This window comes from Elusimicrobiota bacterium (assembly GCA_041660925.1).
Lineage (GTDB): Bacteria > Elusimicrobiota > Elusimicrobia > UBA1565 > UBA1565 > JBAZUV01.
The window spans coordinates 93,487-102,923 of record JBAZVI010000011.1 but is presented as its reverse complement, the minus strand read 5'-3'; the positions used below and the strand labels follow the sequence as shown (position 1 = coordinate 102,923).

Annotated in this window: 19 protein-coding genes; all 19 read left to right on the top strand. The window is 65.9% G+C overall.

The window, feature by feature from the left end; genetic code table 11:
* The 19 genes from tuf to rplR are packed head-to-tail and all read left to right on the top strand — an operon-like array spanning position 1 to position 9,430.
* Complete coding sequence (tuf, locus tag WC969_14235; GenBank protein MFA6031011.1) at positions 1 to 1,188, top strand: elongation factor Tu; 1,188 nt, start codon at positions 1 to 3, stop codon at positions 1,186 to 1,188.
* 4 nt (positions 1,189 to 1,192) lie between these two features.
* Positions 1,193 to 1,519 carry a 30S ribosomal protein S10 gene (gene rpsJ / locus WC969_14230; GenBank protein ID MFA6031010.1) on the top strand — a complete coding sequence of 109 codons (327 nt, stop codon included), beginning with the start codon at positions 1,193 to 1,195 and terminating at the stop codon, positions 1,517 to 1,519.
* A 29-nt stretch (positions 1,520 to 1,548) separates the two neighbouring features.
* Positions 1,549 to 2,355, top strand: coding sequence for a 50S ribosomal protein L3 (rplC, locus tag WC969_14225; protein ID MFA6031009.1), 807 nt, complete (start codon positions 1,549 to 1,551; stop codon positions 2,353 to 2,355).
* A 2-nt stretch (positions 2,356 to 2,357) separates the two neighbouring features.
* Positions 2,358 to 2,978: a 50S ribosomal protein L4 gene (rplD, locus tag WC969_14220; GenBank protein MFA6031008.1), complete on the top strand. Its 621-nt coding sequence runs from the start codon at positions 2,358 to 2,360 to the stop codon at positions 2,976 to 2,978.
* Complete coding sequence (locus WC969_14215) at positions 2,978 to 3,277, top strand: 50S ribosomal protein L23 (protein ID MFA6031007.1); 300 nt, start codon at positions 2,978 to 2,980, stop codon at positions 3,275 to 3,277. Before rplD ends, WC969_14215 begins: the two co-directional genes overlap by 1 nt.
* A gap of 1 nt (position 3,278) precedes the next feature.
* Complete coding sequence (rplB, locus tag WC969_14210) at positions 3,279 to 4,130, top strand: 50S ribosomal protein L2 (protein MFA6031006.1); 852 nt, start codon at positions 3,279 to 3,281, stop codon at positions 4,128 to 4,130.
* A gap of 12 nt (positions 4,131 to 4,142) precedes the next feature.
* Positions 4,143 to 4,430, top strand: coding sequence for a 30S ribosomal protein S19 (rpsS, locus tag WC969_14205; GenBank protein MFA6031005.1), 288 nt, complete (start codon positions 4,143 to 4,145; stop codon positions 4,428 to 4,430).
* 21 nt (positions 4,431 to 4,451) lie between these two features.
* Entirely contained in the window at positions 4,452 to 4,802 is a 351-nt protein-coding gene (gene rplV / locus WC969_14200; protein ID MFA6031004.1) for a 50S ribosomal protein L22, read from the top strand.
* Positions 4,803 to 4,805: 3 nt separating this feature from the next.
* Positions 4,806 to 5,558, top strand: coding sequence for a 30S ribosomal protein S3 (rpsC, locus tag WC969_14195; GenBank protein MFA6031003.1), 753 nt, complete (start codon positions 4,806 to 4,808; stop codon positions 5,556 to 5,558).
* Position 5,559: 1 nt separating this feature from the next.
* Positions 5,560 to 5,970 carry a 50S ribosomal protein L16 gene (rplP, locus tag WC969_14190; GenBank protein ID MFA6031002.1) on the top strand — a complete coding sequence of 137 codons (411 nt, stop codon included), beginning with the start codon at positions 5,560 to 5,562 and terminating at the stop codon, positions 5,968 to 5,970.
* Between the two features lie 3 nt (positions 5,971 to 5,973).
* Positions 5,974 to 6,189 (top strand): 50S ribosomal protein L29, encoded by a 216-nt coding sequence (rpmC, locus tag WC969_14185; GenBank protein MFA6031001.1) that lies wholly within the window; start codon positions 5,974 to 5,976, stop codon positions 6,187 to 6,189.
* Between the two features lie 9 nt (positions 6,190 to 6,198).
* Positions 6,199 to 6,513, top strand: a complete 315-nt coding sequence (gene rpsQ / locus WC969_14180) for a 30S ribosomal protein S17 (GenBank protein ID MFA6031000.1) — start codon at positions 6,199 to 6,201, stop codon at positions 6,511 to 6,513.
* Positions 6,510 to 6,878 carry a 50S ribosomal protein L14 gene (rplN, locus tag WC969_14175; GenBank protein ID MFA6030999.1) on the top strand — a complete coding sequence of 123 codons (369 nt, stop codon included), beginning with the start codon at positions 6,510 to 6,512 and terminating at the stop codon, positions 6,876 to 6,878. Before rpsQ ends, rplN begins: the two co-directional genes overlap by 4 nt.
* Before the next feature lies 1 nt (position 6,879).
* Complete coding sequence (gene rplX / locus WC969_14170; GenBank protein ID MFA6030998.1) at positions 6,880 to 7,188, top strand: 50S ribosomal protein L24; 309 nt, start codon at positions 6,880 to 6,882, stop codon at positions 7,186 to 7,188.
* 1 nt (position 7,189) lies between these two features.
* Positions 7,190 to 7,873, top strand: a complete 684-nt coding sequence (gene rplE / locus WC969_14165) for a 50S ribosomal protein L5 (GenBank protein MFA6030997.1) — start codon at positions 7,190 to 7,192, stop codon at positions 7,871 to 7,873.
* Positions 7,874 to 7,880: 7 nt separating this feature from the next.
* Positions 7,881 to 8,066: a type Z 30S ribosomal protein S14 gene (locus WC969_14160; GenBank protein MFA6030996.1), complete on the top strand. Its 186-nt coding sequence runs from the start codon at positions 7,881 to 7,883 to the stop codon at positions 8,064 to 8,066.
* A 10-nt stretch (positions 8,067 to 8,076) separates the two neighbouring features.
* Entirely contained in the window at positions 8,077 to 8,469 is a 393-nt protein-coding gene (gene rpsH / locus WC969_14155) for a 30S ribosomal protein S8 (GenBank protein ID MFA6030995.1), read from the top strand.
* Between the two features lie 10 nt (positions 8,470 to 8,479).
* Positions 8,480 to 9,058, top strand: a complete 579-nt coding sequence (gene rplF / locus WC969_14150; protein ID MFA6030994.1) for a 50S ribosomal protein L6 — start codon at positions 8,480 to 8,482, stop codon at positions 9,056 to 9,058.
* 18 nt (positions 9,059 to 9,076) lie between these two features.
* The gene (rplR, locus tag WC969_14145; protein ID MFA6030993.1) at positions 9,077 to 9,430 is read left to right on the top strand and encodes a 50S ribosomal protein L18; all 354 of its coding nucleotides are present in this window, start codon (positions 9,077 to 9,079) and stop codon (positions 9,428 to 9,430) included.
* Positions 9,431 to 9,437: the final 7 nt, after the last annotated feature.

Here is a 9,437-nt window from a genome sequence, read left to right as displayed (position 1 = left end):
ATGGCCAAGGCGAAATTCGAGCGCAACAAGCCGCACGTGAACATCGGGACGATCGGTCACGTGGACCACGGCAAGACCACTTTGACGGCGGCGATCACGCACGTGCTGTCCCAGAAGGGACTGGCGCAGGCGAAGCGCTACGACGAGATCGACAACGCGCCGGAAGAGAAGGCGCGCGGCGTGACGATCAACGTGCACCACCAGGAGTACGAGACGGCGGCGCGGCACTACGCGCACGTCGACTGCCCCGGCCACGCGGACTACATCAAGAACATGATCACGGGCGCGGCGCAGATGGACGGCGCGGTGCTGGTGGTGTCGGCGGCGGACGGTCCGATGCCGCAGACGCGCGAGCACGTGCTGCTGGCGCGGCAGGTGAACGTCCCCCACATCGTGGTGTACCTGAACAAGATCGACGTGGCGGACAAGGACCTTGTGGACCTGGTGGAGATGGAGGTCCGCGAGCTGCTGACGAAGTACGAATATGCGGGCGACAAGGTGTCGGTGATCCGGGGCTCGGCTCTGAAGGCGCTGGAAGGCGACAAGAGCGACATCGGCGAGGCGTCGATCGTGAAGCTGATGGAGGCGCTGGACAAGGACATCCCGACGCCGAAGCGCGAGACCGACAAGCCGTTCCTGATGGCCGTCGAGGACGTGTTCTCGATCACGGGCCGCGGGACGGTGGCGACGGGGCGCGTGGAGCTTGGGAAGGTGAAGGTCGGGGACAACGTCGAGATCGTCGGGATCAAGCCGACGCAGAAGACGGTGGTCACGGGCCTGGAGATGTTCCGCAAGCTGCTCGACGACGCCCAGGCGGGCGACAACGTGGGCATGCTGCTGCGGGGCATCGAGAAGAACCAGATCGAGCGCGGGCAGGTGGTGGCGGCCCCCGGGTCGATCCAGCCGCACACGAAGTTCAAGGCGAAGGTGTACGTGCTGACGAAGGACGAAGGCGGGCGGCACACGCCGTTCTTCAAGGGCTACCGGCCGCAGTTCTACTTCCGGACGACGGACGTGACCGGAGAGATCGAGCTGCCGGCGGGCGTGGAGATGATCATGCCCGGCGACAACACGGACTTCCTGGTGAAGCTGATCATGCCGATCGCCATGGAGAAGGGCCTGCGCTTCGCGGTGCGCGAGGGCGGGCATACCGTGGGCGCCGGCGTCGTCGGCGACATTCTCGAGTAACGCCATGACCGAGAACACCATCACCCCACAGCAGCGCATCCGGATCCGCCTGCGCGCGTGCGACCATCGCGTCCTGGACGCGAGCGTCGGCAAGATCGTTGAGACCGCGCGACGCACCGGCGCCGTCATCGTCGGGCCGGTCCTGCTGCCGACCCACATCCGCAAGTACACGGTGCTGCGCTCGCCGCACGTGGATAAGAAGTCCCGGGAGCAGTTCGAGATGCGCGTGCACAAGCGCCTCATCGAGCTGAAGAGCCCGACTTCGAGAACGGTGGACGAGCTCATGAAGCTCGACCTGCCGGCCGGCGTCGACGTGGAGATCAAGCTCTAGAATCCGACTACCGAGCAGTCGAGGACCGTATGACCGAAGAGAAGAAGATCGACGAAAAAGCCGCCCCTGCGGCGCAGAACAGCGGGACCGAGAAGGCCCCGCCGACGCTGCGCACGCTCATCGGGGAGAAGGTCGGGATGACGCGGGTCTTCACGAAGGACGGCGAAGTCAAAGCCGTCACCGTCGTGAAGGCCGGTCCCTGCCCGATCGTCCGCGTCAAGACGACCGAGTCCAAGGACGGCTACGGCGCCGTCCTCCTGGGCTACGGCGCTCGCCGCGAGAAATCCCTGAACAAGCCGCAGCTCGGGCAGTTCAAGGCCGCGGGGATCAACCCGCTGCGCTGGCTGCGCGAGGTCCGCGTCGCGGACCCCAAGCCCTTCAAGGTCGGGCAGGTCGCCGACGTGACGACCTTCGCTCCCGGCGATTTCGTCGACGTCCAGGCCCGCAGCAAGGGCCGGGGCTTCGCCGGGGTCATGAAGCGGCACGGGTTCCACGGCCTGCCGGCCTCGCACGGCGCCTCCGACAAGCAGCGCTCGCCGGGTTCGCTCACCGCGCGCCGCTCGCTCGGCAAGGTGCTCTCGGGCCAGCGGATGGCCGGTCATTTCGGCTTCGCGACCACGACCTCGCAGAAGATCGAGGTCATCCAGATCGACGAGGCCAACCATCTCCTGTACCTGAACGGACCGGTCCCCGGCGCCAACGGCAGCCAGGTCTGCGTCTGCGAGACGTCCAACAACCTCAAGCGTCGCCCGGTGAGAGCCGCCAAGTCCACCGTGAAGCGCGACAAGATGGGCAACATCATCGTCGAAAAGAAGCCCACGAAGAAGAAGGCCTGAACATGGAAGCCAAGATCCTGAACCTGAAAGGCGAAAACGTCGGGAAGGTCGAACTTCCCGAGACGGTGTTCGGCGTGAAGCCCATGAAGGGCTTCCTGCACGAAGTCGTCACGGCCTACGAGGCCAACCAGCGGGGGGGGACGGCTCACACGAAGACCCGCTCCGAGGTCCGCGGCGGCGGCCGCAAGCCGTGGAAGCAGAAGCACACCGGCCGCGCCCGCCACGGCTCCATCCGCTCGCCGCTCTGGCGGAAGGGCGGAGTGGTCTTCGGCCCGCGTCATCATTCGTACCGCCAGGACCTGCCGCCGCGCAAGGCCAAGCTCGCGCTCGCTCAGGCGCTCACCGCCCGCGCGGCCGACGGCTCGCTGCGCGTGGTCGACAGCCTCTCGCTCGACGGCGCGAAGACGAAGCAGGTCGCCGCGCTGCTCAAGGCCCTCAACGCCGGAGAGCGTTCGCTGCTGGTGACCGAGCAGTACGACGAGAACCTCGCCCGCGCGTCCCGCAACATCGCGACGGTGCGCGTGACCCTCGTCGCCCATCTGAACGCCTACGAGGTGCTCGCGTGCCGCAGCCTCATCATCACGCGCGCGGCCCTCGAGAAGCTGGCCCCGAGGTTCAACTGATGGAAGACTTCAACCCCACGATCCACGTCGTCCGGCCGCTCATGACCGAGCGCAGCACGCTCATGAAGGAGAAGCACAACCAGTACACCTTCGAGGTCAAGCCGAGCTCCTCCAAGACGGACGTCAAGCGCGCCATCGAGGAGCTGTTCAAAGTGAAGGTGCTCCGGGTCCGCACGATGAACGTCCGGGGCAAGTACCGCCGCTTCGGGCGCGGCGGGGGATATCGCCCCGATTGGAAGAAGGCGATCGTCACCCTGAAGCCCGGTGACTCGATCGAACTCGTCGAGCAGGGAGCGTAAGATGCCGCTGAAGAGCTATCGACCTTATACCCCGTCCCGCCGGCACATGACGTCGGCGGACTACTCCGAGCTTTCCAAGAAGAAGCCGGAGAAGAGCCTGACCAAGGGCCTGCGCAAGTCCGGCGGCCGCAACAACACCGGCATGATCATGGTCCGCCACATCGGCGGCGGGCACAAGCGGGCCTACCGCGCCATCGACTTCAAGCGCGACAAGGCCGGCGTCCCCGGCAAGGTCGTCTCCATCGAGTACGATCCGAACCGCTCGGCGCGCATCGCCCTCGTGAACTACGCGGACGGCGAGAAACGCTACATCCTGCACCCGGTCGGGCTGAAGATCGGCGACGCCGTCATGTCCGGCCCCGAGGCCGAGATCAAGGTCGGCAACGCGCTCCCGCTCGAGCGCATCCCCGAAGGCAGCTTCGTGCACGCCGTCGAGCTCATCCCCGGCAAGGGCGCGCAGATGGTGCGCTCCGCGGGCGGCCAGGCCCAGCTCATGGGCAAGGAAGGCCCCTACGCCACCCTCAAGCTTCCCTCCGGAGAGATGCGTCTGGTGCCGCGCTCCTGCATGGCGACGCTCGGCCAGGTCTCGAACATCGAGCACGACTCGATCAACTTCGGCAAGGCCGGCCGCACCCGCCACCGCGGCGAGCGGCCGACCGTCCGCGGCGGCGCGATGAACGCCGTCGACCACCCCCTGGGCGGCGGACGCGGCAAGTCGAAGGGCGGCAACCACCCGCGCTCGCCGTGGAACCAGCTTTCCAAGGGCCTCAAGACCCGCAACAAGAAGAAGGTCTGGGGCTGGATGATCCTTCAGGACCGGCGCAAGGGCAAGGTCGCCGCGATGCCGGTATAACGGGAGAACAGCATGAGCCGCTCGACAAAGAAAGGGCCGTACGTCGATCATAACCTCCTCGAGAAGGTCCAGAAGATGAACGAGACCGGGGAGAAGAAGGTCGTGAAGGTCTGGTGCCGCTCCTGCACGATCGTGCCGGAGTTCGTCGGCCACACCTTCGCCGTCCACAACGGGCGCAAGTTCCTGCCGCTCTACGTGACCGAGCAGATGGTCGGCCACAAGATCGGCGAGTTCTCCTTCACACGACTCTTCAAGGGCCACGGCATGGCGCACACGAAGGAAGCCACCGAGCTCACCTAACGAGAGAGATAGAGGAATCCGATGGAAGCCACAGCATACGCCAGATTCCAGCGCTACGGCGCCCGAAAGGTCGCCCAGGTCCTGGACCAGATCCGCGGGAAGTCCGTCGCCAAGGCCGAAGAGATCCTGCCGACGATCCCGCGCCGCGCCACCGAGCTCGTGGGCAAGACCCTGCGCTCGGCGGCCGCGAACCTCCAGCACCGGACCGGCAAGCCGCTCGAGCCCCGGGACGTCTTCATCAAAGCCGCGTGGGTCGGCCAGGGTCCGATGGGGCACATGAAGCGCGTGCTGCCCGCCCCTCAGGGCCGCGCCTACACCTTCAAGCGCAAGGTCTGCCATCTCACGATGGTGGTCTCCGACGAGAGGAAATAAGCCATGGGACAGAAAATCTATCCGAAGTCGGTCCGCCTCGGCTACATCCAGGACTGGGAGTCCAAGTGGTTCTCCCTGCGGGAGATGCCGGCGCTGATCGGCGAGGACTACAAGATCCGCCAGCTCATCACGAAGCGCTTCCGTCTCGCCGCCGTTTCGTGGGTGGGCATCGAGCGCGCGGGATCGTACCTGCGCGTGAACATCCATACCGCGCGCCCCGGCGTCGTCATCGGCAAGCGCGGCGCGGACATCGAGGCCATCAGGATCCAGATCGAAGCCCTGACGAAGCGCAAGACCTTCATCAACGTCGTCGAGATCAAGGAGCCCGAGCTCGACTCCCGTCTCGTCGGCGAGGCGATCGCGATGCAGCTCGAGCGCCGCATCGCGCACCGCCGCGCGATGAAGCGCGCCATGGAGCGCACGATGGCCGCCGGCGCCCTCGGGATCAAGATCGAGGTCAAGGGCCGGATCGCCGGCGCCGAGATCGCGCGCCGAGAGTGGCTGCGCGAGGGCCGCGTCCCCCTGCACACCTTCTCGGCCGACATCGACTACGGCCATGTCGAGGCGAACACGACCAGCGGCACCATCGGCATCAAGGTCTGGATCTACAAGAAGCAGTTCTTCGCGAAGACGCCGAAGGAGCTCATCCAGCAGGCGAAGATCGAGGAAGGGCAGGCCGCCGCGCCGCTCGCGGGAGCCGCCGCTCCCGCCCCGGCCGCCGCGCCCGAGACCCCGGCGCCGGCCCCGGAGGCGTGACATGCTGATGCCCAAACGCGTCAAGTACCGCAAGCCCCACAGCCACCCGCGCATCAAGGGGCTCGCCAAGCGCGGCACCGAGCTCGCCTTCGGCGAGTACGGCCTGAAGGCGCTCGAGCCGAAGTGGCTCACCGCGCGTCAGATCGAGGCGTCGCGCGTCGCCATCACCCGCTACATGAAGAAGGGCGGGAAGCTCTGGATCCGCATCTTCCCCGACAAGGCCATCACGAAGCATCCGGCCGAGACCCGCATGGGCAAGGGCAAAGGCGCGCCGGAGCATTGGGCCGCGGTCATCAAGCCGGGCCGCGTCCTCTTCGAGGTCGAAGGCATCCCGCTCGACCTGGCGAAGCACGCGATGACGCTGGCGGCGCACAAGCTGCCCATCCGCACCAAGTTCATCACCCGGAACTGAGACATGAAGACCAAAGACAAGGAAACCAAGAAGAACCACTCGATCGACGAGCTTCGCTCCGAGCTGAGACAGCTCCAGGAGAAGAAGTTCAAGATGACGTTCAAGCATCGGGTCACTCCGCTCACGAACCCGCTGGAGATCCGCGCCCTGCGCCGGGACATCGCCCGCATCAACACCTGGATCCGCGCCAAACAGCTCTCGGCCGGAAAGACGAAGTAGGAGACCGACATGGCCACCCCCAACACCGCCGCCCAAGAGACCGAGCGCGCACAGCGCCACAACTTCCAGGGCACCGTCGTATCGGACAAGGCCGACAAGACGCGCGTGGTCGTCGTGCGCCGTCAGATCCGGCACCCGCTCTACGAGAAGATCCAGCGCAAGAAGAGCAAGTTCTACGTCCATGACGAGCGCAATGAATCGCACGTCGGGGACTTCGTGGAGATCGCCGGCACCCGGCCGCTCTCCAAGCTCAAGCGCTGGCGCCTCGTGCGCGTGCTGAAGGCCGCCCCGAAGATCGCCGCTCCTGCCGGAGGCGAGGCATGATCCAGCTCCGCACGATCCTCAACGTCGCCGACAACTCCGGGGCCCGGAAGCTCCAGTGCTTCAAGGTCCTCGGCGGCCACCACCGGCGCTACGCGTCGCTGGGGGACATCATCGTCTGCTCCGTGCGCGACGCCACGCCGCACGCCGCCATCAAGAAGGGCGAGGTCGTGAAGGCCGTCATCATCCGCATGTGCAACCCGCACATGCGCAAGGACGGCTCCTATGTCCGCTTCGACGACAACGCCGCGTGCCTGATCGACGACAAGAACGAGCCCAAGGGCACCCGCGTGTTCGGGCCCGTGGCCCGGGAACTGCGCGACCGCGAGTTCCTGAAGATCATTTCGCTGGCGCCTGAGGTGGTCTGAGATGAACATCAAGAAGAAAGACACGGTGCTCGTCCTCAGCGGCAAGGACAAGGGCCGCAAGGGCGAGGTCCTGCGCGTCTACCCCGAGAAGGAGCGCGTGCTCATCGCGAAGGTCAACATCGTGACCAAGCACGTCAAGCCGCGGCCCTCGGAGCCCGGCGGCATCCAGAAGCGCGAGGCTCCGATCCATATTTCCAAAGTGCAGCTGGTCTGCCCCAAGTGCGAGCAGGCCATCCGCCCCAAGCGCGGGCAGCTGCCCGACGGCGAGCGCGTGCGCGTCTGCCGACACTGCGGCGAGGTGATCCTCTAACATGGCCGAGAAGGAGAAGGATAAAAAGCCGGCGAAGCCGCCGGTCGCGAAGATCCCGAAGGTGGCCAAGCCGGCCGCCCAGGAGAAGCGCGAACCGGTGGAGAGCGTCATCGAGAAACCCTCGGCGACGCCCCGTCTCAAGAAGCGCTACCTCGAGGAGATCGTGCCCGCGCTCATGGAGCAGAAGGGCTACGAGAACCCGCACGAGGTCCCGCGCGTCACCAAGATCGTCGTGAACATGGGCATCTCGGAGGCCAAGGAGAACATCCAGGCCCTCGACGCCGCCCGCGACGAGCTCGGCTGGATCACGGGCCAGCTGCCCCAGATCCGGCGCGCGAAGAAGTCCATCTCGAACTTCAAGCTTCGCGAAGGCATGCCGATCGGCGTGCGCGTCACGCTGCGCGGGGACCGGATGTACGAGTTCCTCGACCGCCTGATCGCCACTGCCGTCCCGCGCATCCGCGACTTCCGCGGACTCGAGCCGAAGGGCTTCGACGGCCAGGGGAACTTCAACCTCGGCCTTCGCGAACAGCTGATCTTCCCCGAGATCAATCTCGAGAAGGTCTCCAAGTCGCGCGGGATGAACATCACCTTCGTCACCACCGCGCGCACCGATGAGGAGGGCTTCGCGCTCCTCGAACAGCTCGGGATGCCCTTCAAGCACCCGCAGCAGAAGAAGAACTGAGGATCCTATGGCCACCATCGCGTGGGTCGCAAAACTCAAGAAGCCGCAGAAGTTCGCGGTCCGCTACCGCAACCGCTGCCAGCTCTGCGGGAGGCCGCGCGCGTTCCTGCGCGACTTCGGCCTCTGCAGGATCTGCTTCCGCAACATGGCGCACCGCGGCCAGATCCCGGGCGTGCGGAAATCCTCCTGGTAGGTGAGACCCCATGGACCCCATCGCTGACTTCCTGACCCGCATCCGCAACGCGAACATCCGGCAGAAGGACCGCATCGACGTCCCTCTGTCCGGCATCAAGGCGGAGATCGCCCGCATCCTCAAGGATGAGGGCTTCATCGCCAACTACAAGACGATCTTCAACGAGAAGCGCGTCGGAACCCTGCGCGTCTTCCTGAAGTACTCGCCCACGAAGGAGGCGGTCATCCGCGGCATCAAGCGGACCTCCCGCCCCGGGCTGCGCATCTATCGCTCGTACCGCGAGATCCCCCGCGTGCGAGTGGGCTTCGCGGTGACGATCCTGACCACGCCTGCGGGCGTGCTCACGGACAAGCAGGCGAAGGAGAAGAAGGTCGGCGGAGAGGTCCTCTGCCAGGTCTGGTAAGGAGAACGCTATGAGCCGCGTCGGAAGACAGCCGATTACGATCCCTGAGAAGGTCGACGTCGCCATCGAGGGCGCCAAGGTCCGCGTGAAGGGACCCCATGGCGAACTCTCGTGGCAGCTCCCGGTCGAGGTCAAGGCCGAGAGGAAGGACAAGCAGGTCGTGCTCACCGCCGACTACTCCGACCCGCGGATCCGCGCGCTCTACGGCATGGCGCGCGCCCGGGTCGCGAACATGGTCAACGGCGTGCACGCCAAGTTCAGCAAGACGCTCGAGGTCATCGGCCTCGGCTTCAAGGTCGAGAAAGAGGGCGAGAAGAAGCTCATCCTCAGCATCGGCTTTTCCCACAAGGTCCATTTCGACGTGCCGATCGGCATCGACGTCGACATCGACAAGAAGATGACCACCGTGATCCTCAAGAGCCACGACAAGGATCTGCTCGGCCACACGGCCGCGCGCATGCGCTCCCTCAAGATCCCCGAACCCTATAAGGGCACGGGCATCCGCTACCAGGGCGAACGCATCATCCGCAAGGCCGGCAAGACCGCGGCCGGAGCGGGCGCCGGCGGAGCCGGCGGCGCGAAGAAATAGGGATAGGGACCGACGACCATGAAAGACAAAGCCATCCGTTTCGAATACCGCAAGCGCCGCGTCCACGACAGGATCAAGGAAGCCGCCAACGGCCTTCCCCGCCTGTGCGTGCGGCGTTCGCTGAAGTACTTCTACGCGCAGGTCATCGACGACGTCAAGGGCGTCACCATCGCCTGCGCGGACAGCCGGCCCGAGAAGGCCGGCCCCTGCCGCAAGAGCCTCAACGACGCCAAGAGCGTCGGCAAGCTCATCGCCGAGCGGGCGCTCAAGGCGGGGATCTCCAAGGTCGTGTTCGACCGCGGAGGGATGGTCTACCACGGCCGCGTCAAGGCGCTGGCCGATGCGGCGCGCGAAGCCGGACTCAAGTTCTAGGAGACGA

Coding starts and splice junctions, on each gene's coding strand:
- tuf (MFA6031011.1), top strand. CDS start 1: ATGGCCAAGGCGAAATTCGAGCGCAACAAGCCGCACGTGAACATCGGG.
- rpsJ (MFA6031010.1), top strand. CDS start 1,193: ATGACCGAGAACACCATCACCCCACAGCAGCGCATCCGGATCCGCCTG.
- rplC (MFA6031009.1), top strand. CDS start 1,549: ATGACCGAAGAGAAGAAGATCGACGAAAAAGCCGCCCCTGCGGCGCAG.
- rplD (MFA6031008.1), top strand. CDS start 2,358: ATGGAAGCCAAGATCCTGAACCTGAAAGGCGAAAACGTCGGGAAGGTC.
- WC969_14215 (MFA6031007.1), top strand. CDS start 2,978: ATGGAAGACTTCAACCCCACGATCCACGTCGTCCGGCCGCTCATGACC.
- rplB (MFA6031006.1), top strand. CDS start 3,279: ATGCCGCTGAAGAGCTATCGACCTTATACCCCGTCCCGCCGGCACATG.
- rpsS (MFA6031005.1), top strand. CDS start 4,143: ATGAGCCGCTCGACAAAGAAAGGGCCGTACGTCGATCATAACCTCCTC.
- rplV (MFA6031004.1), top strand. CDS start 4,452: ATGGAAGCCACAGCATACGCCAGATTCCAGCGCTACGGCGCCCGAAAG.
- rpsC (MFA6031003.1), top strand. CDS start 4,806: ATGGGACAGAAAATCTATCCGAAGTCGGTCCGCCTCGGCTACATCCAG.
- rplP (MFA6031002.1), top strand. CDS start 5,560: ATGCTGATGCCCAAACGCGTCAAGTACCGCAAGCCCCACAGCCACCCG.
- rpmC (MFA6031001.1), top strand. CDS start 5,974: ATGAAGACCAAAGACAAGGAAACCAAGAAGAACCACTCGATCGACGAG.
- rpsQ (MFA6031000.1), top strand. CDS start 6,199: ATGGCCACCCCCAACACCGCCGCCCAAGAGACCGAGCGCGCACAGCGC.
- rplN (MFA6030999.1), top strand. CDS start 6,510: ATGATCCAGCTCCGCACGATCCTCAACGTCGCCGACAACTCCGGGGCC.
- rplX (MFA6030998.1), top strand. CDS start 6,880: ATGAACATCAAGAAGAAAGACACGGTGCTCGTCCTCAGCGGCAAGGAC.
- rplE (MFA6030997.1), top strand. CDS start 7,190: ATGGCCGAGAAGGAGAAGGATAAAAAGCCGGCGAAGCCGCCGGTCGCG.
- WC969_14160 (MFA6030996.1), top strand. CDS start 7,881: ATGGCCACCATCGCGTGGGTCGCAAAACTCAAGAAGCCGCAGAAGTTC.
- rpsH (MFA6030995.1), top strand. CDS start 8,077: ATGGACCCCATCGCTGACTTCCTGACCCGCATCCGCAACGCGAACATC.
- rplF (MFA6030994.1), top strand. CDS start 8,480: ATGAGCCGCGTCGGAAGACAGCCGATTACGATCCCTGAGAAGGTCGAC.
- rplR (MFA6030993.1), top strand. CDS start 9,077: ATGAAAGACAAAGCCATCCGTTTCGAATACCGCAAGCGCCGCGTCCAC.